Raw genomic sequence first — 25,563 nt, forward strand, 5'->3', positions numbered from 1 at the left:
TCAGGCGCTGACGCCCAGCGCGCCGCGTTCCCGACGGGCGCGCTCCCCCGCCCGCAGGTAGCGACCCGACCGCACGGATTGCCCGTAGCCGTCCCGGAATTCGCCCTTGGAGTGGCTTCCGCCGAAGACGACCACGCCGCCCACCCCGGTGGCGACCACGGCGTCGTCGTTGCGGTTGACCATGCGCCGCAGGCCACCGTAGAACGGCACCGCCTCCTCGTGATAGCCATCGACGGAGTCGTCGAGTCCGGCCGGGTCGATCACCACGAAGTCCGCGCGGTCGCCCTGCCGGAGCGTGCCGGCGTCGATCCCGAACCACTCGGCCAGTTCACCGGTGAGCCGGTGCACGGCGTGCTCGATCGACATGAAGGGCGCGCCGGCGCGGTAGGCGTCCCGGGTGCGCTTGAGCATCCGCAGCCCGAAGTTGTAGAAGGCCATGTTGCGCAGGTGCGCACCCGCATCCGAGAAGCCCATGTGCACACTGCCTTCGGTGGCGAGCGCGTCCAGCAGCTTGGGGCGGTGGTTGGCGACGACGGTCGTCCACCGGACGTTGCGTTCACCGTTCTCGACGAGCACGTCCAGGAACGCGTCGAGCGGGTGCAGCTCGCGCTCGTCGGCGATGGCGCCAAAGCTCTTGCCGATCAACGACTTATCCGGGCATTCGACGATGACCGCGTCGTGGAAGTCACGGTGCCACAGCGACGGCCCGAGCTTGACGCGGTCGAACTCGCGCCGGAACTTGCGGCGATATTCCTTGTCCGCCAGTAACTCGTTGCGCTGCAACTGGTCCCGCAGGTGCAGGGCCGCCGTTCCGGCGCCGAACTCCTCGAAGACCGGCAGGTCGATCCCGTCGGAGTACAACTCGAACGGCACCGGCAGATGCTGGAATTTCACGCTGGCACCCAGCAGCTTGTTGAGCAGGCGAGTGCCCGGGCCGAACACGTAGACCGACAGCGGCATCGATTTGGCGTCGGCGGACACCAGCATGCTCATCCGAACACCCTTGCCCCAGTTGAGTATCCGGCTGCTGGCAAGGAAGAACAGCATTCCGGTTGAGGGCTTGGCCACGTTGGGGGCGCTCTGCAGGATGCGGCCACGCTTGCGCAGCACCTTGATCAGCCTGCGCCGTTCCCGCCACGTCGCGAAGGTGGACGGCAAGGCGCGCGAGCGGAATCGTTCGCCGTCGAGTTTGTCGATGGGCGCGTCCATCCCGGACATGCCGAGCACACCGGCGTCGAGGGCCTCGTCCAGCAGGCCGGCCATCTTCTCCAGCTCGGCCTCGGTGGGCCGCGCCGTGGCGTCGGTGGCCCGATCCAACCCGAGCACCGCGGTGCGCAGGTCCGAATGACCAAGCAGCGAACCGACGTTGGGCCCCAGCGGCAGGGCATCGATCGCCTTGATGTACTCCGCGGCCGTCGACCAGGTCCGGTTGGAATCCAGCGCGCCGAAGACGTACTCGCGCGGCACCGCCTCCACCCGGCTGAACAGGTCGGCGGCGTCCTGGGAATCGGCGTAGACCGTCGACAACGAGCAGTTGCCCAGCAGCACCGTGGTGACACCGTGACGCACCGACTCGCGCAGCCCGGGATCCAGCAACACCTCGGCGTCGTAGTGGGTGTGCACGTCGAGGAAGCCGGGCACCACCCACTTGCCGGCCGCGTCGATCACCTCGGGGCACCCGGTCTCGTCCAGCGGCTCGGCGCAGACCGTGGCCACGACGCCGTCGCGGATGCCGAGCGTGCGCGTCAGCGGGGCGCTGCCGGTGCCGTCGAACCACAATCCGTCGCGAATGATCACGTCGTAGGCCATGGTTTCCTCCATGTTGTCGCTGCCCGAAACGCTAACCTAGATAGCGATCACTCGCAATCTTTTCTCAGCGAAACTGCAGGAAGTATTCGGCGCTGATGTGGTCAGTGTGCGCCACCAGGCGGCGTCGGGGCCGCAATCGCGGTGAGCTCGGCGCGGCGGGCGGCCGCGCGATGGCGGCGCGACGCGCGGCTAGGCCGGTGAACGAAAGATCTTGCCGCGCAGCATGATTAAATCGGGACTTTTCAGCACGGCGGCACCTGAGCGCGGGTCGCTCGAATAGCACAACAGGTCCGCCGAGGCGCCGTGATCGAGCCCGGGCCGGCCGAGCCAGCGGCGTGCGTCCCAGCACGCCGCCCCCAGCGCCTCGGTCGGGCTCATCCCGATGCTCTTGAGCGCCTCGACCTCGTCGGCGATGCGCCCGGGCGCCACCATGGTGCCGGCGTCGCTGCCGGCGTAGATCGGCACGCCCGCATCGCGGGCCGCGGCGATCCGGGACAGGCCGCGCGCGTGTAGGTCACGCATGTGCGCCGCGTACGCCGGATACTTCGCCGCGGCGTCGGCGATCCCGGGGAAGTTCTCCACGATGTTGACCAGCGTCGGGACCAGCACGGTCCCGTGCTCGACCATCAGCTCGATGGTGTCGTCGTCCAGGCCGGTGCCGTGTTCGATGCAGTCGATGCCGGCGTTGATCAGGCCGGGCAGCGCGTCCTCGCTGAAGACGTGCGCGGTGACCCGGGCGCCGTGGGCGTGCGCGGTCTCGATCGCGGCCTTGAGCACATCGTCGGACCACAACGGCGCCAGATCGCCGATGCCGCGGTCGATCCAGTCGCCGACCAGCTTGATCCAGCCGTCGCCGCGCTTGGCCTCCTGCGCGACCGCGTCAGGCAGTTGCCATTCGTCTTCCAGCTCGCGCGAGAAACCCGCCGCATACCGCTTGGGCCTGGCCAGGTGCTTTCCGGCACGGATGATGCGGGGCAGATCGTCGCGGTCGTCCAGGCTGCGGGTGTCGGTGGGCGAGCCGCAGTCGCGCAACAACAGCGCGCCGACATCGCGTTCGATCTCGGCCTGGGCGATCGCGTCGTCCAGCGGGATCTCGCCATGCTCACCGAGCCCGACGTGGCAGTGGGCGTCGACCAGCCCGGGCAGGATCCAGCCGCCGTCGAAGACGGTGTCGGCGCCCGGCACCGGTTCGGCGCTGATGCGGCCGTCGACGATCCACAGTTCGATTTCGGTTTCGTCGGGCAGTCCCACGCCCCGCACGTGCATGCGCACCGGGCGGCTACTTGTTGCCCGGGAACTTCAGCTTGGACAGGTCGAAGTCGGCCAGGCCGGGCGGCAGCTCGTTGAGGCCTTCGGGCATCTGCGACAGGTCCGGGAACCCGGCCGGCATGCCCTGCATCAACGGGTTGCGGGCCTTCGGCGGTGTCGGGCCGCGTCCGCCCTTCTTGCCCTTCTTGCCCGCCTTGCCCTTCGCTCCCTTGGACTTTCGCGTCGCCGACTTGCGGCCCAGACCCGGGATGCCCATGCCGCCGAGCATCGACGACATCATCTTGCGGGCCTCGAAGAAGCGGTCCACCAGCTGGTTGACCTCCGACACCGTGACGCCCGATCCGTTGGCGATGCGCAGCCGCCGCGAGGCGTTGATGATCTTCGGGTCGGCGCGCTCGGCGGGGGTCATGCCGCGGATGATCGCCTGCAGGCGATCGAGCTGGCTGTCGTCGACCTGGGCCAGCGCGTCCTTCATCTGCCCGGCGCCGGGCAGCATGCCCAGCAGGTTGCCGATCGGGCCCATCTTGCGGATGGCCAGCATCTGCTCCAGGAAGTCCTCGAGCGTGAGCTCGCCGCTGCCGATCTTGACGGCGGCGGCCTCGGCCTGTTCGGCGTCGAAGACCTGCTCGGCCTGCTCGATCAGGCTCAGCACGTCGCCCATGCCCAGGATGCGGCTGGACATCCGGTCGGGGTGGAAGACGTCGAAGTCCTCCAGCTTCTCGCCGGTGGAGGCGAAAAGGATTGGGACGCCGGTCACCTCGCGGACCGACAGCGCGGCGCCACCGCGGGCGTCGCCGTCCAGCTTGGTCAGCACCACGCCGGTGAAGCCCACGCCCTCGCGGAACGCCTCCGCGGTGGTGACGGCGTCCTGGCCGATCATCGCGTCCAGCACGAACAGGACTTCGTCGGGATCGATCGCCTCGCGGATCGCCGCGGCCTGCGACATCAGCTCGTCGTCGATGCCCAGCCGGCCGGCGGTGTCGACGATGACGACGTCGAAGTGCTTGGCCCGGGCCTCCGCGAGGCCGGCGGACGCGACCGCGACCGGGTCGCCGGGCCCGGATCCGGGCGACTCGCCGGGATGCGGCGCGAACACCGTTACGCCGGCGCGCTCACCGACGACCTGCAGCTGGTTCACCGCGGCCGGGCGCTGCAGGTCGCACGCGACCAGCAGCGGGGTGTGCCCCTGGCCGCGCAGCCAGGACGCCAGCTTGCCGGCCAGCGACGTCTTACCGGAACCCTGCAGACCGGCGAGCATCACCACGGTCGGCGGCGTCTTGGCGAACGCCAGCTGTCGGGTCTGTCCGCCCAGGATGCCGATGAGCTCTTCGTTGACGATCTTGACGACCTGCTGCGCCGGGTTGAGGGCCCCGGAGACCTCGGCGCCCTTGGCGCGGTCCTTGATCCGGGTGACGAAGGCGCGCACCACGGGCAGCGACACGTCGGCTTCCAGCAGCGCCAGCCGGATCTCGCGGGTGGTGGCCTCGATATCGGCGTCGGTCAGTCGACCCTTGCCGCGCAGCCCGGCAAGGGCACCGGTCAAACGGTCGGACAGCGATTCAAACACCCCGCCAGCCTAGTGGCTCGGCTGTTTGGCGCGAGCGTCACGCTGGCGCGACGTTCGGAGTCCGGCGCCACGCTGGCCTGACGCTGGGCGGGAGCTTGACGGCCGGTCCGCCGCCAGCAAAGGTCAGCTCATGCTCGAGGTGATCGGCAAAGGGTCCTGCAGCCAAGCGCATCCGGTGCCGCTGCTCTTCGTGCACGGCGGCTGGCACGGCGCCTGGTGCTGGGAACACTTCCTGGATTTCTTCGCCGACGCCGGCTACCGCGCGGTCGCGATGAGCCTGCGCGGGCACGGCGCCAGCCCGACGGCCAAGCCGCTGCCGAAGGTGTCCATCGCCGACTACATCGACGACGTCCGTTCGGTGGCCGACGACCTGGGCGGCGCGCCGGTCCTGGTCGGCCATTCCCTGGGCGGCTTCGTGATTCAGCGCTACCTCGAAGATCGCGCCGCCCCGGCCGCGGTGCTGGTGGGTTCGGTGCCGCCGCAGGGCGTGCTCACCCTGGCGTTGCGGGTGTGGCGCCGCCGGCCGTCGATGACGATCGAATCGTGGAGCGATCCCACGCTACTGAGATTCCTCGCCACCCCGGCGCTGGCCCGCGAGTACCTGTTCTGCGCCGACACGCCCGAGGAGGTCGTCGAGTCCTGCCGGCAGCGGGCCGGGGCGGAGAGCGTTCGCGCCGCCATGACCGACCCGATCGTCCGCCGCGTCCGGACCAAGCGGGTGACCACCCCGATGCTGGTGCTGGGCGCCGTGCACGACGGCTTCGTCAGCGTCCGCGAGGTGCGCAACACGGCGCGCGCCTACCGGACCGAGCCGGAATTCTTCTCCATGGGCCACAACATGATGCTCGAACCGGGCTGGGCCGACGTTGCCGGACGCATCCATGAATGGCTGCAGACCCGCGAAACGGTGAGCCCGACACGATAGCCAGTCGAGTCGTTACCGCGCCGAAAAGCGTTGGCGTGCTAGATTTCACAGCCGCGACTCAATCGAGTCAGTCGCGTCGACGAGTAACGAACGGGGGGCCTGTGTCGGTGCCGCTGAGCAGCATCCAGGCGCAGGCCGACAGCGTTCGCGGCGACACCAGCGGCACCGGCGTGCTGCGTGGCTGGCAGCGCAGGGCGCTGGTCAAGTACCTCGCCGCCCAGCCGCGCGATTTCCTGGCGGTGGCCACCCCGGGCTCGGGCAAGACGACGTTCGCCCTGCGGGTTGCGGCCGAACTGCTCGGCCAGCGGGCCGTCGACCACATCACCGTCGTGGTGCCCACCGAACACCTCAAGGTGCAGTGGGCGCAGGCCGCGCAGCGCTACGGCCTCGCCCTGGACCCCAAGTTCTCCAACAGCAACGCGCGGATCGCGCCGGAGTACCACGGCGTGATGGTCACCTACGCTCAGGTCGCCGCGCATCCGACGCTGCACCGGGTGCGCACCGAGCAGCGCAAGACCCTGGTCATCTTCGACGAGATCCACCACGGCGGCGACGCCAAGACGTGGGGCGACGCGATCCGCGAGGCCTTCGGCGACGCGACCCGCCGGCTGGCCCTGACGGGGACGCCCTTTCGCAGCGACGACAGCCCCATCCCCTTCGTGACCTACGAGGCCGGTCCCGACGGGATCCGGCGTTCGCAGGCCGACCACACCTACGGCTACACCGACGCCCTCGCCGACGGCGTGGTCCGGCCGGTGGTCTTCCTCGCCTACTCCGGGGAGGCCCGCTGGCGCGACAGCGCCGGCGAGGAGCACGCGGCCCGCCTCGGCGAGCCGCTGTCGGCCGAGCAGACCGCCCGCGCCTGGCGCACGGCGCTCGACCCCGCCGGCGAGTGGATGCCCGCGGTCATCACCGCCGCGGATCTGCGGCTGCGCCAGCTGCGCACGCACATCCCCGACGCGGGCGGCATGATCATCGCCTCGGATCAGACCGCGGCCCGCGCTTACGCCGTCCTGCTGACCAAGCTGACCGGCGAGGCGCCGACGCTGGTGCTCTCCGACGACCCCGGATCGTCGGCGCGCATCAGCGACTTCGCCGCGAGCACCAGCCGCTGGCTGGTCGCGGTGCGGATGGTGTCCGAAGGCGTCGACGTGCCGCGGCTGTCGGTCGGGATCTATGCCACCAGCGCCTCCACGCCGCTGTTCTTCGCCCAGGCCATCGGCCGGTTCGTCCGGTCGCGGCGCCCGGGCGAGATCGCCAGCATCTTCGTGCCGTCGGTGCCCAACCTGCTGCAGCTGGCCAGCGAGCTGGAGGCCCAGCGCAACCACGTGCTCGGCGAGCCGCACCGCGTCTCCGAGGGCGACCCGCTGGAGAACGATCCCGCCACCAAGGCTCAGGACGAGAAGAGCGACCTGGACAAGGGGTTCACCTCGCTGGGCGCCGACGCGGAGCTCGATCAGCTGATCTTCGACGGGTCCTCGTTCGGCACCGCAGCTCCGGCCGGCAGCGACGAGGAGGCCGATTATCTCGGCATCCCGGGGCTGCTCGACGCCGAGCAGATGCGCGCGCTGCTGCACCAGCGCCAGGACGAGCAGCTGCAGAAGCGGGCCCAGCTGCACAAGGACGCCGGGCACCTTTCGGGCGTCGAGGCCCCGCCGGCCACCGTGCACGGCCAGCTCCGGGAGCTGCGCCGCGAGCTGAACACCCTGGTGTCGATCGCCCATCACCGCACCGGCAAGCCGCACGGCTGGATCCACAACGAACTGCGGCGCCGCTGCGGGGGCCCCCCGATCGCCGCGGCGAGCCGCGAACAGCTGCGGGCGCGCATCGACGCCGTGCGCCAACTCAACGCCGAGCACTCGTAAGCGCACACCGCTAGTCGCCGACGGGCTCCTCGAGCACCTCGACCGCGGGCCCGCCCAACACGGCCAGCAGGCTCTGCTCGACCACGTCCCGCGCGCCGTGCTCGGCATCGCCCGCGGCATCGGCGGCTTGGGCCGACACCGTCACGCAGAACACGTCGGCCGCCGTCGACCCGAAGGTGTTGACCTTCGCCCACACGATGTCGGTGCCGGCCCGTTCCAGCGCGCGGGTCAGCAGCGCGAGCAGGCCAAGGCGGTCCATGGCGCGGACCTCCACGATCAACTGGTCGGGTGAGACCGAATCGACCCACAGGATGCGGGGCGGCGCGCTCGACCGGGTGACGGGCACGCCGACCTGGACCTCACCGGCCCGGCTGGTCGCCGCGCTGACGGCGTCGGTGTCGCGCTTCTCCAGCGTGCCCAGCACGTCGACATCGCCAGCCAGCGCGCCGGTGAACTGCTGGCGCAGCAGCCCCGCCTCGGGTGGCGAACCGAACAGCGGGGACACCACGAATTCGACGACGGCGAAGCCGTCGTCGGTGCTGGCCGAGGCCGAATGGATACGCAGCGAGTTCAGCGCCAGCACCGCGGCGGCCTTCGAGACCAGTCCCCGCTGATCCGGCGCGGCCATCACCACGTCCAGGCGTTCGCCGCCGCTGTGCTTGATGTCCACGTGTACGCCGCGATCGGCGGCCAGTGAAAGATATTGCGGCGCCGCGGGTTCCACCTCAGGCAGCGACTCCCCCGCCATCATCAGCCGGCAGCGCCGGACCAGGTCCTCGATCAGCGAGGCCTTCCAGTCGCTCCACACCCCGGGACCGGTGGCCTTCGAATCCGCCTCGGTCAGCGCGTGCAGCACTTCGAGCAGCAGCGCGTCGCCGGTCAGCGATTTCACCACGCGCTCAATGGTTTTGGGATCATTGAGGTCGCTGCGGGTGGCCACCATGGGCAGCAGCAGGTGGTGGCGGACCAGTTGCGCCAGCAGCTCGACCTCGACCGGCGGGAGGCCCAGCCTGGGCCCGATCTCGAGAGCCAGGCCCGCGCCGAGCACGCTGTGATCGACGCCGCGGCCCTTGCCGATGTCGTGCAGCAGTGCACCGAGCGCGAGCAGGTCGGGTCGCGCCACCCGGGTGGACAGCGGTGCGGCGTTGACGGCCGTCTCGATGACGTGGCGGTCCACCGTCCATTTGTGCGCGACGTCGCGGGGCGGCAGGTCGCGGATGGCGTCCCATTCCGGTAGCAGCCGACCCCACAGACCGGTGCGGTCCAGCGCCTCGATCGTCGCCACGGTGGTCGGCCCGGCCGACAGCACAACGAGCAAGTCGTCCAACGCCTCTCGCGGCCAGGGCACCGGCATCTCCGGCGCGCTGGCGGCCAGCCGGCTCAGCGTGGCGGCACCGATCGGCAACCCGGTGTCGGCCGAGGCGGCGGCCACCCGCAACACCAGACCCACGTCGGTATCGGGGCGCGCGTCGCGGGCAAGCACGATCTCTCCGGCATATTCGACGACGCCCTCGTCCAGCGGGCGGCGCTTGGGGCGCCGCACCAGGGCCGTCACCCCGCGGCGGGGCAACGCGTTCTCGGCGGTCCGAATGCCCGTCTCGGCGTGGTAGGCGATGGTGCGCCCGGCATCGGATAGCTTGCGCGCCAAGTCGAATCGGTCCCCGATGTGCAGGGCGGCGCTGATCTCGTCGGCGTATTGGGCCTGCAGCTGATCGCGCCCGCGCCCCGACACCCGATGCAGCTCGGTGCGCACGTCGAGCAGCGTCAGGTGGGCATCGTCGAGGGAACCGCCGGGCGACTCCGGCCGCGCCATGCCGTGGCGGTCGATCAGCTGGGCCACGCCCAGCGCGTCGAGCAGTTGGACATCGCGCAGGCCACCACGACCCGACTTCAGGTCCGGCTCGGCGCGCTGCGCGATGCGGCCGCACCGGTCCCAGCGGGCCTGCGTCATTTCGACGAGCTCGTTCATCCGGGAGCGAATTGCGCTGCGCCACTGGCGTCGTGCCCCGGCGATCAACTCGTCGGATAGCCGCGCGTCGCCGGCGATGTGGCGGGCGTCCAGCATGCCCAGCGCCGCGATCATGTCGGCATTGGCGACGCCGAGGGCCCCGGAAACGGTTCGCACGCTGTGGTCGAGCCGAACGTTGGCGTCCCACAACGGATACCACAATTTGTCGGCGACCTTGCCCAGTACGTCGTCGGACTTGTTGTCGTGCAACAGCATTAGATCAAGGTCGGAATGCGGCAACAGCTCGTGGCGGCCCAGCCCGCCGATGCCGATGACCGCGAAGCCGCTGTCGTCGGTGATCCCGATCTCGGCGGCCTTGACCATCAACCACGATTCGTGCAGATCCAGCCAGGCGTGCCGCAGTTCGGCCGCGTGCAGCTTGCTGCCCTCAGACAGCAATTGGCGCCGCGAGGCAGCCAGATCGACTGCCCCGCAGGCGCTTTCTGTCCCGCCCAGATGCCCGGGCGAGTCGGGGTCGTTCGGGGTCATACCCTCCCGGCCCGCCCGGGTCGAATCAGCAATTGACGGCGAATGTCATAGCGCATCGGTTCCACGCTCGCCGGTGCGCACCCGCACAATGGTTTCCACGGGGCTCACCCACACTTTGCCGTCACCGATCTTGCCGGTGCGCGCGGCCCGGACGATGCTGTCCACGACCTTGTCGACGATGGAGTCGTCGACGACGACCTCGATGCGCACCTTGGGCACGAAGTCGACCGAGTATTCGGCGCCCCGGTAGACCTCGGTGTGGCCCTTCTGCCGTCCGTAGCCCTGGATTTCGCTGACCGTCATCCCCAGGACGCCCGCGTCCTCGAGACTGGTCTTCACGTCATCGAGCGTGAACGGCTTTACGATCGCGGTGATCAGCTTCATGACTGCTCTGCCTCCACTTTGTCGCCCACTCGCTCCTCCTCCAGGCCGTTGCGGGTATCCGCCACAGCGACCCGGGGCGGGAGAACCGAACCGGTAGCCACGGCGAAATCGTATCCACTCTCGGCATGCTCGGCCTCGTCGATACCCGTGGCTTCCGCCTCTGGGTTGAGGCGAAGGCCGATCGTGTACTTCAGGATCAACGCCAGGATCAGCGTAACCACCCCAGAGTAGATCAGGACACTGAACGCGCCGACTGCCTGCCGCTCGAGCTGGGCCCAGCCGCCGCCGTAGAACAGTCCCTTGGACACGCCGGTGACGCCGTTGATGGCCGGGCTCTCCGGCGCGGCGAGCAGCCCCACCAGCAGGGTGCCGGCCAGACCGCCGACCAGGTGCACCCCGACCACGTCGAGCGAGTCGTCGAAGCCCAGCTTGAACTTCAGGCCGACCGCCAGCGCGCACACCACGCCGGCCACCAGGCCGACCACCAGCGCGCCCAGCACGTTGACCGACGAGCACGACGGGGTGATCGCGACCAGGCCCGCGACGATGCCGGACGCCGCGCCCAGCGTCGTCGCCTTGCCGTCGCGGATGCGTTCGGTGAGCATCCAGCCCAGCATCGCGGTGGCCGTCGCGACCGTAGTGGTCATGAAGGTCGAGCCGGCGACACCGTTGGAGCTGGTGGCCGATCCGGCGTTGAACCCGTACCAACCGAACCACAGCAGTCCGGCACCGAGCATCACGAACGGCAGGTTGTGCGGCCGGAACAACGTGGTGGGCCACCCGCGCCGCTTGCCCAGCACGATCGCCAGCATCAGGCCCGCCACACCGGAATTGATGTGGACCGCGGTCCCGCCGGCGAAGTCGATCGCGTGCAGCTTGTTGGCGATCCAGCCGCCCTTCTCGGAGGCGAAGCCGTCGAACGCGAAAACCCAGTGGGCGACCGGGAAATAGACGAACGTCGCCCACAGGCCGGCGAACACCAGCCACGCGCCGAACTTCAGCCGATCGGACACCGCGCCCGAGATCAGGGCGACGGTGATGATCGCGAACATCAGCTGGAACGCCACGAACACGGTGGCGGGCAGGGTGCCCGCCAGCGGGATGTCCGTTGCCGCAGTGCCTTTGCTCGGATCGGCGGCCACCGCGTTGACCCCGATGAGGCCCTTGAGGCCCCAGAACGAGGTCGGCTTTCCGACGACGCCGCCGGCGTCATCGCCGAAGGCGATCGAATAGCCGTAGAGCACCCACAGCACGGTGACCACGCCCATCGCGCTGATGCTCATCATGAGCATGTTCAAAACGCTTCGGGCGCGCACCATGCCGCCATAGAAAAACGCCAGACCCGGCGTCATCAACAGCACCAGCGCGGAACTGGCCAACATCCAGGCGGTATCGCCGGTATTGGGCTGGCCCAGTATCGGGTATGTCACTCGCAATCTCCTCCGGTCGGCCCACAACTGGCCGCCAGACATGCGTCTGATGACCTGTCCAGAACATTGCGAGATCGTTGTTTCGGCGATGGTGCCACCGTGTTTCGGCGGGATTAACGTCGCGCTCGCCGTGTAAGGGGTTTCAGCCCAGCAGCGCGTCGACGAACGCGGCCGGTTCGAACGGCGCGAGATCGTCTGGGCCCTCCCCGAGTCCGACGAGTTTGACCGGCACGCCGAGTTCCTGTTGCACCCGAAAGACGATGCCGCCCTTGGCCGTTCCGTCCAGCTTGGTCAGCACCGCGCCGGTGATCTCGACCACCTCGGCGAATACCCGGGCCTGGGCCAGCCCGTTCTGCCCGATGGTGGCGTCGAGCACCAGCAACACCTCGTCGACCGCGGCGCGCCGTGTTACAACCCGCTTAACTTTGTCGAGCTCGTCCATCAGCCCAACCTTGGTGTGCAGCCGCCCCGCGGTGTCGATGAGCACCACGTCGGCGCCCGCGATGATGCCCGTGTCGACGGCGTCGAACGCCACCGAGGCCGGGTCGGCGCCTTCGGCCCCGCGCACCACCTCCGCGCCCACCCGCGACGCCCAGGTCTGCAACTGATCGGCGGCCGCGGCGCGGAACGTGTCGGCGGCGCCCAGGACGACGCGCCGCCCGTCGGCGACCAGGACCCGGGCCAGCTTGCCGACGGTGGTGGTCTTTCCGGTGCCGTTCACGCCGACGATCAGCAGCACCGAGGGGTGGTCTTCGTGCGGCAGCGCCCGGATCGACCGGTCCATGCCGGGCTGCAACTCCTTGATCAGCACGTCGCGCAGCACGGCCTTGGCGTCGGCCTCGGTGCGCACGTCGCTGCTGGCCAGTCGGCTGCGCAGCTGGGAGATCACCGATTCGGCGACCACCGGGCCCAGGTCGGCGATCAGCAGCGTGTCCTCCACGTCCTGCCAGGCATCCTCGTCGAGGTCGCCGCCGCCGATCAGCCCTAGCATGCTGCGGCCCAGCGCGTTCTGCGACCTGGCCAGCCGGCCGCGCAGCCGCTCCAGCCGGCCCTCGGGGGGCGCGATCTCCTCGATCTGGGGGCCGGCCGGGGCTTCGGGCGCCGGTGCCTCGGGTGCGGAGGCCTCCGGCGCGGGCGGGACCTGAACGTCCGGAGACGGCGGGGCCGCCGGGGCCTCGGGCTCGGGTGCGGGCTCGGGGAGCTCGACCTCGGAGATGGTCCGCCGCGGCGCGTCGCGCGGAATGGCCGCGTCGTCGCCTACCGCGGGCAGACCGGTGGTGTCGAGCCGGTCGGCCGTCGTGGTCTGGCTGAACGTGATGCCCGAGGACGCGGTGTACCCGCCGGACCGGTCGATCGCCCCGGGCTCGGTCCGGGTCGAGAAGCTGATGCGGCGGCGCCGATACCGCAGCAGGCCGAGGACCAGCGCGACGATGACGACCAGGGCAGCGACGACCGCGAGGGCGATCCAAAGACCTTGGGACACGCTGACATTGTTTCAAGCACCCCAGTGCCGGCAGGTCACCGGCCCTCGCTCGATGGCGCCGGCCCGCCGATCAGGTCGTGACGAGCTGGTCCACCTGCTGGCCACGCATCCGCTGGGAGATGACGGCGGTGATGCCGTCGCCCTGCATGGTCACGCCGTAGAGCGCGTCGGCGACCTCCATCGTCGGCTTCTGGTGGGTGATGATGATCAGCTGCGAGCGCGCCCGCAACAGCTCGAACAGCGAGATCAGCCGCCGCAGGTTGGTGTCGTCGAGGGCGGCCTCCACCTCGTCCATGATGTAGAACGGCGACGGGCGAGCCCGGAAGATCGCCACCAGCATCGCCACCGCCGTCAGCGCCTTCTCGCCGCCGGACAGCAGCGACAGCCGGGTGACCTTCTTGCCCGGCGGGCGGGCCTCCACCTCGATGCCGGTGGTGAGCATGTCATCGGGGTTGGTCAGCCGCAGCCGGCCCTCGCCGCCGGGGAACAGCACCGTGAACACCTCGGTGAACTCGCGTTCGACGTCGGTGTAGGCCTCGCTGAACACCTGCAGGATGCGGGCGTCCACCTCGTCGACCACCCCGAGCAGGTCCTTGCGGGCGGCCTTGACGTCCTCGAGTTGCGTGGACAGGAAGTTGTAGCGCTCCTCGAGCGCGGCGAACTCCTCCAGCGCCAGCGGGTTGACCCTGCCCAGTTCGGCCAGCTCACGCTCGGCCCGCTTGGCCCGCCGCTCCTGAGTGGGACGGTCGTAGGGAATCGGCGCGGGCGCGAATACCTGTTCGCCGCGCTCCTTGGCCTGCTCGTATTCGGCCATCTCCAGGTCGGAGGGCGGCAGCTGATTGTCGGGGCCGTATTCGGCGATCAGGTCGGCCGGCGCCATGCCGAACTGCTCGAGCACCATCTGTTCGAGCTGCTCGATCCGCATGGCCGCCTGGGCGTTGGCCACCTCGTCGCGGTGCAGGGAGTCGGTCAGGGCGGCCACCCGGGCGCTCAACGCGTTCACCTCGTCGCGCACGGCGGCCATCGCGGTCGCCCGCTGCTGGCGTTCGGCGGCCAGGGCATCGCGGATCTTGGAGGCGGCGTCGACGACCCCGCTCAGCCGCTGCGCCAGCAGCCGCCCGGAGTCGGCCACCGCGGCCGCCACCGCGGCGGCGCGCAGCCGCGCCTCCCGCGCCTGCTGGGCCCGCAGTCGGGCCTCGCGCTCGGCCGCGGCGGCGCGGCGCAGCGAATCCGCCCGCCCGCGAACCGCATTCGCCCGCTCCTCGGCGGTCCGCACCGCCAGCCGGGCCTCCACCTCGACGCTGCGGGCGGCTTCGGTCGCCGCAGCGATCTCCTGACGGTTCACGGGTTCTTCGGTCGGCGCGTGCTGGGTCTCCTGGGCGTTGCGCAGCCGCGTTTCCAGCTCGGTGACCTCGGCGACGGTCTGGGTCCGGCCGGCCTCGAGCTCCTCGCGCTGCCGCAGCAGCCTGCTCCACTCGTCCTCGGACGTCCGGGCCTCCTGACCGAGCCGGCCCAGCTGCTCGTACATCCCGGAGATCTCGCTGTCGGACTCGTTGAGCGCGGCCAGCGCCTGCTCGGCCGAGTCCTGACGGGCGGCCTGCTCGGTCAGCGCGCCGGACAGCGCCGCGGTCAGCTGGGCCACCCGGGCCTCCGCGGCGGCCAGCTCATCGCCGGCCTTGTCGATCTCCGAGGTCACCTCGAGCGTGGACAGTTTGCGGTCCGAGCCGCCGCTCACCCAGCCGGCGCCCACCAGGTCACCGTCGAGCGTGACCGCCCGCAGCCGGGGGTGCGCCGCCACCAGGCCCAGCGCCTGGTCCAGGTCGTCGACCACCGCGACACCGGAGAGCATCGCCGTGATCGCGCCGCGCAGCCGCGCGGGCGCGTCGATCAGGTCGAGCGCCCACCGCGCGCCCGCCGGGGCGGGCTGCGGCGGGGGCTGATCGGCGGGCCAGTCGCCCAGCACCAGCGCGGCGCGGCCACCGTCCGCCTCCTTGAGGGCGGCGACGGCCGATCGGGCCGCGCCGAGGCTCTCGGCGGCCAGCGCGTCGGCCGCCGATCCCAGCACCGCGGCCAGCGCCGCCTCGTAGCCGGAGCGAACCTTGACCAGCTTGGCCATCGGCCCCAAAAGCCCTGTGCCACCGTGGTTTTGCGTGAGCCACGCCGCGCCGTCCTTGCGGTCGAGCCCGATCGCCAGCGCGTCGATGCGGGCCCGCAACGATGCCACCTGGCGTTCGGCGTCCCGCTCGGCGGACTGCAGCTCGGCCACCCGCTCGTCGGCCAGCCGCAGCGCGGCCACCGTGCGCTCGTGGTGTTCGTCGAGACCCACCTCGCCCTGATCGAGTTCACCGACCCGGCCCTGCACGGTCTCGAATTCCACCTTTGCCTGCTGCGCGCGGGCGGCGGCCTGTTCGATGCGCTCGGACAGGCGCGCCACGCTGTCGTCGATCGATTCGACCCGCGCCCGCATCGTCTCCACCTGACCGGCCAAGCGCGCCAAGCCTTCTCGGCGATCCGCCTCCGCGCGCACCGCCGCCATGTGGGCCCGGTCGGCCTCGGCGGCCTCGCGCTCGCGCTCGGCCAATTCGGCGCGGGCGCCCTCCAGGCGGGTGCGCGCCCCGGCCAGTTCGGCGAGCAGCTGCCGCTCGGCGACCGCGACCTGCTCGGCCTCGGCTTCCAGCGCGTCGGGGTCGGTGTCGCTCGGGGCCACCGGCTCCACATCGAGGTGCTGTGCCCGCTCGCTGGCGATGCGCACGGTCGCCGCGACCCGTTCGGCCAGGGCGGACAGCCCGAACCAGGTGTGCTGCACCGACTCGGCCCGGCTCGACAGTTCGCCGACCGCGGCCTCGTGCGTGGTCAGCTCCTCGGACGCCACCGCCAGCCGCGACGAGGCCTGGTCGTGGTCGCGGCGCATGGCGGCCTCGGCCTCGAAGATCGCCTCGCGCTCGCCCTGCCGGTTGACCAGGTCGTCGGCGGCCAGCCGCAGCCGGGCGTCGCGCAGGTCGGCCTGGATGGTCTGGGCGCGACGGGCCACCTCGGCCTGGCGGCCCAGCGGTTTGAGCTGGCGGCGCAGTTCGGTGGTCAGGTCGGTGAGCCGGGCCAGGTTGGCCTGCATCGCGTCGAGTTTGCGGAGGGCCTTTTCCTTGCGCTTGCGGTGCTTGAGCACACCGGCGGCCTCTTCGATGAACGCGCGACGGTCCTCGGGCCGCGATTGCAGGATCTCATCGAGCTTGCCCTGCCCGACGATGACGTGCATCTCCCGGCCGATCCCGGAGTCGCTCAGCAATTCCTGAACATCCATCAAACGGCAACTGCTGCCGTTGATCTCGTACTCGCTGGCGCCGTCGCGGAACATCCGCCGCGTGATGGACACCTCGGAGTATTCGATGGGCAGCGCGTTGTCGGAGTTGTCGATGGTGACGGTGACCTCGGCCCGGCCCAGCGGGGCCCGCGACGAGGTCCCGGCGAAGATGACGTCTTCCATCTTGCCGCCGCGCAGGGTCTTTGCCCCCTGCTCCCCCATCACCCAGGCCAGCGCGTCGACGACGTTGGATTTGCCGGAGCCGTTGGGCCCGACGACGGCGGTGATGCCCGGCTCGAAGCGCAGAGTCGTCGGCGAGGCGAAGGACTTGAAGCCCTTCAGCGTCAGACTCTTGAGGTACACGGCGAGCCAGACTACCGCTCAAATCGACCCGGACGGCTTCACCGAGGGGTGTCGGCGGGCGCGAAATCGAGCCCGGCTCCGAGCGGTCGGCGCACTGGTCACAGTGGCCACATCAGCCACGGCGACAGGGGCGTGTGGCCGGCGTCGGCGTGACAGATGAGGCCCCCGGGGCACGCCACAAAGCGCCCGAACGCACCCGTCAGCGCTCGACGAATCCCTCGAAGCGCTCCTGGGCTGGCGACCAGTCGGCGACCACCTTGTCGACGTGACCGGGCCGCGACGGCCAGGCCGTGCCGCCTTCCAGCAGGTGCAGCAGCTGCTCGCCGGCCGCCCGCGGACCCTGGGCGACCACCAGGACGCGGCCGTCGGCCTGGTTGGCCGCGTAACCGGTGAGCCCCAGTTCCAGCGCGCGGCAGCGCGTCCACCAGCGGAAACCCACCCCCTGGACCCGGCCGTGCACCCAGGCGGTGAGCCGGGTGTCAGGCTCCGACATTGTTCGCCTCGGAGTCCACCTCGAAGTTGATCGAGGTACCGGACTTGAGGGTGCGCCCGACGGTGCAGACCTGATCGATGGCCCGGTTGACCACGACCAGCAGGCGCTCCCGCTCGTCGTCGCCCAGGCTCGACAGGTCCAGTTCCAGGGTCTCCTCCAGCAGCGGGTAGCGCTCCTGTTCGCGGTCGGCGGCACCCGAGACCCTGATGACCGCCTTGTAGTCGTCACCCAGCCGGCGGGCCAGCGGCAGGTCGCTGGACATCCCGCTGCACGCCGCGAGCGCGATCTTGAGCAGCTCACCGGGCGTGAACATGCCGTCGACGTCCTCGGAGCCGATCAGCACCTGCGCCCCGCGCGAGCTGTATCCGGTGTAGCGGCGAGTTCCGGTGCGTTCCACCCACAGTTCGGCCATGGCTTATTTCTACCGGGCGAGGCGAACCTGGACGCGCGGGCATACTGCTTGGCATGGCCACCGTGGTAGCTTTCCACGCCCACCCGGACGACGAGGTCGTGCTCACCGGTGGAACCCTGGCGCGGGCTGCCGCGGCCGGGCACCGCGTGGTCGTGGTCACGGCCACCGACGGGCGCGTCCACAACGAGGACGGCAACCACCGGCTCGACGAATTACGCCGAAGCGCAAGGATTCTCGGGGCGCACCGAGTGGAGTGCCTCGGCTACGCCGACAGCGGCTACGGCCCGCTGTTCTATCCGGACCCACCGGGGCGCACCCGGTTCGGGCGGGCCGATCTCGACGAGGCCGCCGGGCGGCTGGCCGGCATCCTGCGCGACGAGCACGCCGACCTGCTGCTCAGCTACCAGCCCAACGGCGGATACGGCCACCGCGACCACGTCCAGGTGCACCACGTCGGCAAGCGGGCCGCCGAACTCGCCGCCACCCCGCGGGTGCTCGAGGTGACCATGCCGCGCGAAATGCTGCTCCGCGTGAGCGATGTCGCCCACCTGCTGCGGCTGCCCGGACCGTACGAGCGCAACATCGTCCGCGGCGCGTACGCGCCACGGGCCACAATCACCCACCGCGTCAACGTCTTTCGCTTTGCGCGCCAGAAGCGGGACGCATTCGCAGCGCACCGTTCTCAGATCGGCGCTTCCCGCCTGGTCGCGAAGGTGTTCGGGCTGCTGCTGCGGTTACCGCCCCAGGTGTTCGGTGCGCTGTTCAGCCACGAGTGGTTCGTGGACCCGGCGTTGCCCACCGGGACGCTGCGCTACGACATCTTCGATTGAGCGGACACTCAAACACGGGGCCGCGGTTGGCATTTGGGGCAGTAGAACGACGAGCGGTTCATGAACTTCTCCCGGCGCATCACCGCCCCGCAACGGCGGCACGCTTTGCCCTCGCGGCCGTAGGCGTCCAGCGATCGGTCGAAGTATCCGGATTCGCCGTTGACGTTGACGTACAGCGAGTCGAACGAGGTCCCGCCCTGGGCCAGCGCATCGCGCATCACCTCTGCGGCCGCGTCCAGCACGGCGATCAACTGCTTGCGGCTCAGCGTGTCGGCGATCCGGGCGCCGTTCACTTTGGCGCGCCACAGCGCCTCGTCGGCGTAGATGTTGCCGATGCCGGACACCACCTGCTGATCGAGAAGCTGTCGCTTGATCTCGGAGTGCTTGCGCCGCAACACTTTCACCACCGCATCCGCATCGAAGCGGGGGTCCAGCGGGTCTCGCGCCAGATGTGCGACGGGCTCCGGCAGCACGCTTCCGTCCACCTCGATTAGGTCGGCGAGCATCCACCCACCGAAGGTGCGCTGATCCGCGAAGCTCAGCACGGTGCCGTCGTCGAGCAGCGCCGAGATCCGGACGTGGTCGGCGCGCGGCACCTTCCCCAGCAGCATCTGTCCGCTCATGCCCAGGTGCACCACCAGCGCCGTATCCGTTTCCCGCCCAGCGGGTTCCGTGTCGAGCAGCAGCCACAGGTACTTGCCGCGGCGATCGGTGCCGGTGATCCGCGCGTTCAACAGCCGGGCGGTGAGGTCCGCGGGTCCGGCCTCGTGGCGACGCACCGCGCGCGGGTGATGCACCCGGACGGCCGACATCGTCTTGCCGACGACATGGGCGTGCAGGCCGCGGCGCACCACCTCGACTTCGGGCAGTTCGGGCATCTAGACGCTGGTTTTCCCCGCGGGATCCAGCACGTCGAGCGTCTTCCAGGTGGCGGCCGCGGCCTTCTGCTCGGCCTCCTTCTTGGAACGGCCCACGCCGGTGCCGTATTCGGTCTCCGCCACGACGACGACCGCGGTGAATTCCTTGTCGTGGTCGGGCCCGGTGGAGGTGACGACGTAGGAGGGCGCGCCCATGCCGCGGGCCGCGGTCAGCTCCTGCAGGCTGGTCTTCCAGTCCAGGCCCGCCCCCAGCGTCGGCGCGGCGTCCAGCAGTGGCCCGAACAGCCGCAGAATCACCTCGCGCGCAACGTCGATCCCGTGATCGAGGTAGATCGCGCCCAGCAGCGATTCCATGCCGTCGGCCAGGATGCTCGATTTGTCGGCACCGCCGGTGTTCGCCTCCCCGCGCCCCAGCATCAGGTGGACGCCGAGGCCCCCGTCGCACAGCTTGCGCGCGACGTCGGCCAGCGCCTGGGTGTTGACCACGCTGGCCCGCAACTTGGCCAGATCCCCCTCGGTGCGCTCGGGGTGCCGGTGGTACAGCTCGTCGGTGATGGTCAGGCCCAGCACCGCATCGCCCAGGAATTCCAGGCGCTCATTGGTCGGCAGGCCGCCGTGTTCGTAGGCGTAGCTGCGATGCGTGAGCGCCAGGGACAGCAGTTCCTCGGACAGCTCAACCCCGAGGGCGTCGAGCAGCGGTTGGCGCGGACTCACCGCTCACCCCGCGGCGCGTCCGACTCGGTGCCGAACATGCCGGCCAGCTTGGCCCACCGCGGATCGATGCGATCGTGCTGGTGCTCCGGCTCGGCGGCCAGCGAAACACCGCATTCGGGGCACAGCCCGGGGCAGTCCGGCGAGCAGACGGGCGCAAACGGAAGTTCCAGTCCCACGGCGTCGACGATCGACTGCTCGAGGTCGATGACGTCATCGACGATGTGGCCCACCTCGTCTTCCTCGGTGGTCGCCTCGGTGGTGCTGTCCGGGTAGGCGAACAGCTCGGTGAGCCGCACCTGCACCTGTCCCTCGAGCTTGGTCAGGCAACGCGAACACTCGCCTGCGGTGGGCGCGGTCACCGTTCCGGTCACCAGGACGCCCTCGGACACCGATTGGATCTGCAGATTTAGCTCCAGTGGGGCGTCCGCCTCGATCGCGATCATGTCCAGCCCGATGCGCGACGGACTGGGCACGGTTTTCTGCCACGTCACCATCGCCCCCGGGCGGCGCCCGAGCCGGGTGATGTCGAACGCCATCGGCGCGGCCAGGCGTGACCGAGTCGATGGTGTGCTGTGCTGCCGCGTCATAAAAGGAAATCCTACGGCGCTGACCGCATAATTCCAGGGCGCGCCCGCCCGGCAAACAGCCGCGACGGGCTACCGCACCGCGTAGTCGTGGGTGCCGGCCGCCGTCCGCAGTTGGTGACGACCGCGCCCCACCGACCGCAGCGTGCCGTTGAGGAATTCCTCGAACTCGGCGAGCTTGTTGTCGACGTAGATGTCGCATTCGCCGCGCAGTCGGTCGGCCTCGGCGTGCGCCGAGTCGATGAGCCGGGTGGCCTCGGCGTTGGCCGCCTCCACCACACTGTTCTGCGAGACCAGGCGCTGTTGCTCCTTGATGCCCTCCTGCACGGCCTTCTCGTAGGAGATGTTGCCGTTCTCGAGCAGCCGGTCGGCCTCGGCCTGGGCGCGCCCGACGCTGGCCTCGTACTCGCGCTTGGCCGCCGTGGCGATGCGCATCGACTCTTCGCGGGCCTCGCCGACCATCCGCTCGCTGTGCTGGCGCGCTTCGCTCACCATCCGGTCGGCCTGCGCCTTGGCGTCCGACAGCAGCCGGTCGGCCTCCGAGCGGGCGTGGTTGAGCATCGACTCGGACTCGGTGGTCGCCGAGGACACCATGGACTCGGAGTGCGTCTTGGCGTCCTGCAGCATGGAGTCGCGTGCGTCCAGGACGTCCTGGGCGTCGTCCAGCTCGCCCGGGATCGCATCCTTGATGTCGTCGATCAACTCCAGCACGTCGCCGCGAGGCACCACGCAGCCGGCCGTCATTGGAACGCCACGGGCTTCTTCCACGATGGCGCTGAGTTCGTCCAGCGCCTCAAAGACTCGATACACGGCCATACCCTCCTGGCGTCTGCAAAGATCCTGTTGTTACTAGTGTGCCTGGTGATGTCCCTGTGACTGCGGTGGCGACGTCGGTGTGTCGGGTATTTGCCCGTTCGGGGCGCCCCAAACGCCCTGGTCCGGTGTTTCTGGCCGGCCGGCGGCAAGTCGGTGTCATCGCAGAAGCGCCCATTCAGGCTGTTACCGCGGCCACGGCGGCCGCGCGGGGTGGTTCGTCCATATTTGCCGCCGGGCCCCGCCGACGCGGGTTGGGCGCAAGCCCGGCGTTTGCGTCGACGCGCCGGGACCCGGCTATTTGCCAGCGATTCTAGGTCGCGGTCGGCGGGGGCACTATCCGAGCCGTCGTCTTCAGTCCGCGCGCTATACCCCCATGGGGTATATACTTCACCGTTGGGTGCCCTCGAAGCGACTCGTCTCCCGCAGGAGGAAAGGTAAGGACACAGTGACGGTGCTATCAGCGGTTGGACACGCGTTGGCGCTCGCGGGCTCGATGACATGGGAAATCCTGTGGGCGCTGATCCTGGGCTTCGCCCTCTCGGCGGTGGTGCAGGCCGTGGTGCGCCGCGCCACGATCGTGGCGCTGCTGGGTGACGACCGGCCGCGCACCCTCGCGGTCTCGGCCGGACTGGGAGCGGCGTCGTCGTCGTGCTCGTACGCCGCGGTGGCGTTGGCGCGATCGCTGTTCCGCAAGGGCGCGGACTTCACGGCCGCGATGGCGTTCCAAATCGGGTCCACCAACCTGGTGGTGGAACTCGGCATCATCCTGGCGCTGCTGATGGGCTGGCAGTTCACCGCCGCCGAGTTCGTCGGCGGCCCGCTGATGATCCTGGTGCTGGCGGTGCTGTTCCGGCTGTTCGTCCGATCACGACTCGTCGACGCCGCCCGCGAGCAGGCGGAGCGGGGAATCGCCGGCTCGATGGAAGGCCACGCCGCCATGGACATGTCCATCCAGGGGGAAGGCTCGTTCTGGCGCCGGCTGTTCTCCCCCGCGGGCCTGACCTCGGTCTCGCACGTGTTTGTGATGGAGTGGCTGGCGATCCTGCGCGACCTCGTTTTGGGTCTGCTGATCGCGGGCGCCATCGGGGCCTGGGTCCCCGAAAAGTTCTGGCAGATCTTCTTTTTGGCCGATCACCCGGGACTGTCGGCGATATGGGGACCGATTGTGGCGCCGATCGTGGCGATGGTGTCCTTCGTGTGTTCCATCGGCAATGTCCCGCTGGCGGCGGTGTTGTGGAACGGCGGCATCAGCTTCGGCGGCGTCATCGCGTTCATCTACGCCGACCTGCTGATCCTCCCGATCCTCAATATCTACCGCAAGTACTACGGCACCAAGATGATGCTGACGCTGCTGGGCACCTTCTACGCCGCGATGGTGGCCGCCGGGTATCTGGTCGAATTGATCTTCGGCACAACCAATCTCATTCCCGCGCAACGCAACGCGACGGTGACCGAGGCGTCGATCTCCTGGAACTACACGACCTGGCTCAACATCGCGTTCCTGGCGCTCGCGGCCATCCTGGTCGCCCGGTTCGTCACGTCCGGGGGCCTGCCGATGGCGCGCATGATGGGCGGCTCCCCCGAGGCCGGCGAAACCGAACATCGTCACTGACCGCGTCAGGGTTGTGGCAACCGCACGTCCAGCACGACGCAACGGCCTTGGTCCGCCTCGGCGAGCGCCCAACCGAGGGCCTCGCCCATCTCCGCCGGCGTGTGCACGCTGCGCCCGCTGCCGCCGCAGGCCTTGGCGAGGGCAGCGTAGTCGGTGTCCGGAGTGAGCCGGGTTTCGCCGAAGTCGTTCTCCCGCACCGACACTCCGTCCGGGTACAACCCCATGACCGGCAGCTTGGAGGCAAGGTAGGACCGGTTGTTCAAGACGACCGTGACGAACGGCGCGCCGTGGCGATGCGCCGACCATAACGCGGCGGTGGGCACGCCGAAGTTGAACGAACCGTCTCCACAGATGGCGACGACGGGCGCCTCCGGCCGCGCGAGTTTGACCCCGAACGCGCCGCCCAGCGCCCAGCCCAAAGCCGGTGCGCCCGTGTCGAACAGGTGCCCGGGAGCCCGGCGCACCTGCCGGGCCACGGCGGCCCGGTTGGTGACGGCCTCCTGGACCACGACCGCATCGTCGGGCAGGGCGCGGCCCAGCGCGGCCAGCATCGCATCGGGGGCGTCCGCCGGGTGATCGGAGGCGGCCCGGCGGATCCCTTCGCGGCCGCGTTCGGCGGTCTCGGCCTCCGCCTCCTGCCGGCGCGCGGCCCACTTGTCCCGCAACTCGTCGGTGGCCAGCCGCAGCAGCGTCTGCTCGAGCAGCAGCAGCGCGACGCGGGTGTCGGCGGTCAGCGCAACCTCGACCGGATACGACCACAGCGGCATGCTCGGCTTGACCGGGTCTCCGTCGATCTGCACCACGCGGGCCTGCGCGGGCGGGGCCAATTCCGACGGCACCCAGGGCACCTCGGAGTCCAGCACGAGCACGGTGTCGGCGCTTTCCAGCGGGGCGGCGTCGCCGACCACGTGCAGCGGATGGCCCGGCGGCAGGTTGGCGCGGTCGCCCTGATCGACCACCGGCGCGCCGAGCAGCTCGGCGATGCGGGCCAGCACGGTCGCGGTCCCCGGGTCGGCGGCGGTCCTGGACGTGACGATGACAACCCGCTTGCCCGCCACCAGGATTCCCGCCAACCGTCCCAGCGCGCCCGGGTCCGGGCCGGGCGGGACGGCCGGCGGCAACCGGCGCGGCAACGCGCCGACACCTGGTTCCATCAACGCTTCTCGCGGCAGCATGATGTAGGCCGGACCCGACGGGCAGGACTGGGCGACCTGGAACGCCCGACGTACGATCGGGGCGAGCTCGCGGCCGCGGGGCACCTCCATGTGCCACTTGGCGTAGTTGCGCACCACGGCCGGCTGGTCGAGTTGCTCCTGCTGCCAATGGATGTAGGTATCGCGGTGACCGCGCACCTGCGGCGCCGAACTGTAGGGAGTGCGCCCGGCGAACATCACCACCGGAGTTCCGTTGCGCTGCGCGTTGTGCAGCTGGCAGCCCAGGTTCAGCGTCCCCGCGTCGACATGCACCATGATCGCCTGCGGCCGGCCACTGGCCATGTGATGACCGATGGCCGCCGCCAGGGCGATGCTCTCGTGCACGCACAACACGGCCTGCGGGCTTGGCGTGCCGGAGGCGCGCGCCGCGGCCAGCGCCTCCTGGATCGGCGCGGAATCGGTTCCGGGGTTGATGAAGAAGTGCGCGACTCCCTCGTCGGCGAGCAGCGCGATCAGATCGGCCGCGGCCTCGGGCACGTCGACTGGATTGTCTACCGTCATGGCTGCCGTTCTCCTATCGACGTCGGCGACCGCACATACCCCCTCCTCCGGATCAGATCTTCAACATACGTTCTGCGCGGGCGTCTGCGACCTTTTCCGATGGACTGGGTTGCCCGTGACGCGCTCGAACCCGTCGACCGCCTCCTTCGAGCGGCATCGGATCATTGACGGAGCACTCGTCGGGGTCTGTCAAACCGCGACTACCCCATGGCATTTCGTTTGTGACAGCAGTCCGCGTGAGGCGATCGCTTTCGTCCGTTTCCTGAGCGACCGCGGTGCAGGTCGTGTGGTTTTGTGGGGTGGACGGTGCGCGATCGGGCACCGGCGCGGATTGCGGACCGGGAGTTGTCGTAGGTGGCTGCGATGATGTCGTCATGTCCCCGACCGCGAGTGCAGCCAGCGTCGAGGTGCGCCCTAAGGATCGTCTCGAGGTGCTGTTCGAGGAGCTGGCGCAGTTGACCGGTCAGCGCAATGCGATTGATGGGCGCATGGTGGAGATCGTGGCCGAGATCGAGCGCGACGAGCTCGTCGGCATGACGGGCGCGCGGTCGGTGCCGGCGTTGGTGGCCTGGAAGACCGGTTGCTCGCCGGCCAACGCCCACACGATCACCGCCATCGC

General features: G+C 69.9%; 20 protein-coding genes. 5 read left to right on the forward strand and 15 right to left on the reverse strand.

All coding sequences use genetic code 11. From position 1 onward, the window contains the following. The 3 genes from ACYQ8K_RS11845 to ffh all read right to left on the reverse strand — a co-directional run bounded on the left by ACYQ8K_RS11845 (position 1) and on the right by ffh (position 4,645). Positions 1-1,821 carry an N-acyl-D-amino-acid deacylase family protein gene (locus ACYQ8K_RS11845; protein WP_459969081.1) on the reverse strand — a complete coding sequence of 607 codons (1,821 nt, stop codon included), beginning with the start codon at positions 1,819-1,821 and terminating at the stop codon, positions 1-3. A gap of 177 nt (positions 1,822-1,998) precedes the next feature. Beyond that, the gene (locus tag ACYQ8K_RS11850) at positions 1,999-3,075 is read right to left on the reverse strand and encodes a metal-dependent hydrolase family protein (protein ID WP_459969119.1); all 1,077 of its coding nucleotides are present in this window, start codon (positions 3,073-3,075) and stop codon (positions 1,999-2,001) included. 13 nt (positions 3,076-3,088) lie between these two features. Next, entirely contained in the window at positions 3,089-4,645 is a 1,557-nt protein-coding gene (ffh, locus tag ACYQ8K_RS11855) for a signal recognition particle protein (protein ID WP_459969083.1), read from the reverse strand. Between the two features lie 130 nt (positions 4,646-4,775). Between ffh and ACYQ8K_RS11860 the strand changes: the two genes are divergently transcribed. Both ACYQ8K_RS11860 and ACYQ8K_RS11865 read left to right on the forward strand, forming a co-directional pair. Then, positions 4,776-5,570, forward strand: a complete 795-nt coding sequence (locus ACYQ8K_RS11860; protein ID WP_459969085.1) for an alpha/beta hydrolase — start codon at positions 4,776-4,778, stop codon at positions 5,568-5,570. A 113-nt stretch (positions 5,571-5,683) separates the two neighbouring features. After that, positions 5,684-7,435 (forward strand): DEAD/DEAH box helicase, encoded by a 1,752-nt coding sequence (locus ACYQ8K_RS11865; RefSeq protein WP_459969121.1) that lies wholly within the window; start codon positions 5,684-5,686, stop codon positions 7,433-7,435. A gap of 10 nt (positions 7,436-7,445) precedes the next feature. Here the strand turns inward: ACYQ8K_RS11865 and ACYQ8K_RS11870 are convergent, their stop codons facing one another. From ACYQ8K_RS11870 to ACYQ8K_RS11900, 7 genes are all read right to left on the reverse strand, one after another. Then, positions 7,446-9,932: a [protein-PII] uridylyltransferase gene (locus tag ACYQ8K_RS11870; RefSeq protein WP_459969087.1), complete on the reverse strand. Its 2,487-nt coding sequence runs from the start codon at positions 9,930-9,932 to the stop codon at positions 7,446-7,448. 45 nt (positions 9,933-9,977) lie between these two features. After that, positions 9,978-10,316, reverse strand: a complete 339-nt coding sequence (gene glnB / locus ACYQ8K_RS11875; RefSeq protein ID WP_003878721.1) for a nitrogen regulatory protein P-II — start codon at positions 10,314-10,316, stop codon at positions 9,978-9,980. After that, positions 10,313-11,788, reverse strand: a complete 1,476-nt coding sequence (locus ACYQ8K_RS11880; RefSeq protein ID WP_459969089.1) for an ammonium transporter — start codon at positions 11,786-11,788, stop codon at positions 10,313-10,315. The genes glnB and ACYQ8K_RS11880 overlap by 4 nt, the downstream gene beginning before the upstream one ends. Positions 11,789-11,888: 100 nt before the next feature. Beyond that, positions 11,889-13,229, reverse strand: a complete 1,341-nt coding sequence (gene ftsY / locus ACYQ8K_RS11885) for a signal recognition particle-docking protein FtsY (protein ID WP_459969091.1) — start codon at positions 13,227-13,229, stop codon at positions 11,889-11,891. Positions 13,230-13,299: 70 nt separating this feature from the next. After that, positions 13,300-16,890 (reverse strand): chromosome segregation protein SMC, encoded by a 3,591-nt coding sequence (gene smc, locus ACYQ8K_RS11890; protein ID WP_459969093.1) that lies wholly within the window; start codon positions 16,888-16,890, stop codon positions 13,300-13,302. 199 nt (positions 16,891-17,089) lie between these two features. Continuing rightward, the gene (locus ACYQ8K_RS11895) at positions 17,090-17,383 is read right to left on the reverse strand and encodes an acylphosphatase (protein WP_459969095.1); all 294 of its coding nucleotides are present in this window, start codon (positions 17,381-17,383) and stop codon (positions 17,090-17,092) included. Then, complete coding sequence (locus ACYQ8K_RS11900) at positions 17,370-17,795, reverse strand: OsmC family protein (RefSeq protein ID WP_459969097.1); 426 nt, start codon at positions 17,793-17,795, stop codon at positions 17,370-17,372. The genes ACYQ8K_RS11895 and ACYQ8K_RS11900 overlap by 14 nt, the downstream gene beginning before the upstream one ends. Before the next feature lie 53 nt (positions 17,796-17,848). On the opposite strand from ACYQ8K_RS11900, the gene ACYQ8K_RS11905 reads away from it, so the two are divergent. After that, positions 17,849-18,625 (forward strand): PIG-L deacetylase family protein, encoded by a 777-nt coding sequence (locus ACYQ8K_RS11905; RefSeq protein ID WP_459969099.1) that lies wholly within the window; start codon positions 17,849-17,851, stop codon positions 18,623-18,625. Between the two features lie 8 nt (positions 18,626-18,633). Here the strand turns inward: ACYQ8K_RS11905 and mutM are convergent, their stop codons facing one another. From mutM to sepIVA, 4 genes are all read right to left on the reverse strand, one after another. After that, positions 18,634-19,503, reverse strand: coding sequence for a DNA-formamidopyrimidine glycosylase (mutM, locus tag ACYQ8K_RS11910; protein WP_459969101.1), 870 nt, complete (start codon positions 19,501-19,503; stop codon positions 18,634-18,636). Continuing rightward, positions 19,504-20,217, reverse strand: a complete 714-nt coding sequence (gene rnc / locus ACYQ8K_RS11915; protein ID WP_459969103.1) for a ribonuclease III — start codon at positions 20,215-20,217, stop codon at positions 19,504-19,506. Further along, on the reverse strand, positions 20,214-20,804 hold the full coding sequence (locus ACYQ8K_RS11920; protein WP_459969105.1) for a YceD family protein: 591 nt from the start codon (positions 20,802-20,804) through the stop codon (positions 20,214-20,216). The genes rnc and ACYQ8K_RS11920 overlap by 4 nt, the downstream gene beginning before the upstream one ends. A gap of 69 nt (positions 20,805-20,873) precedes the next feature. Next, a complete protein-coding gene (sepIVA, locus tag ACYQ8K_RS11925) occupies positions 20,874-21,611 on the reverse strand; it encodes a cell division protein SepIVA (protein WP_459969123.1) in 738 nt (245 codons plus the stop codon). 403 nt (positions 21,612-22,014) lie between these two features. Between sepIVA and ACYQ8K_RS11930 the strand changes: the two genes are divergently transcribed. Next, a complete protein-coding gene (locus ACYQ8K_RS11930; RefSeq protein ID WP_459969107.1) occupies positions 22,015-23,229 on the forward strand; it encodes a permease in 1,215 nt (404 codons plus the stop codon). A 5-nt stretch (positions 23,230-23,234) separates the two neighbouring features. On the opposite strand, the gene ACYQ8K_RS11935 is transcribed toward ACYQ8K_RS11930, so the two are convergent. Then, complete coding sequence (locus ACYQ8K_RS11935) at positions 23,235-24,944, reverse strand: thiamine pyrophosphate-requiring protein (protein ID WP_459969109.1); 1,710 nt, start codon at positions 24,942-24,944, stop codon at positions 23,235-23,237. A 374-nt stretch (positions 24,945-25,318) separates the two neighbouring features. Between ACYQ8K_RS11935 and ACYQ8K_RS11940 the strand changes: the two genes are divergently transcribed. Continuing rightward, positions 25,319-25,563: DUF222 domain-containing protein (locus ACYQ8K_RS11940; RefSeq protein ID WP_459969111.1), on the forward strand; the 245-nt coding region annotated here is incomplete at its 3' end.

It is taken from the genome of Mycobacterium sp. MUNTM1, assembly GCF_054660795.1.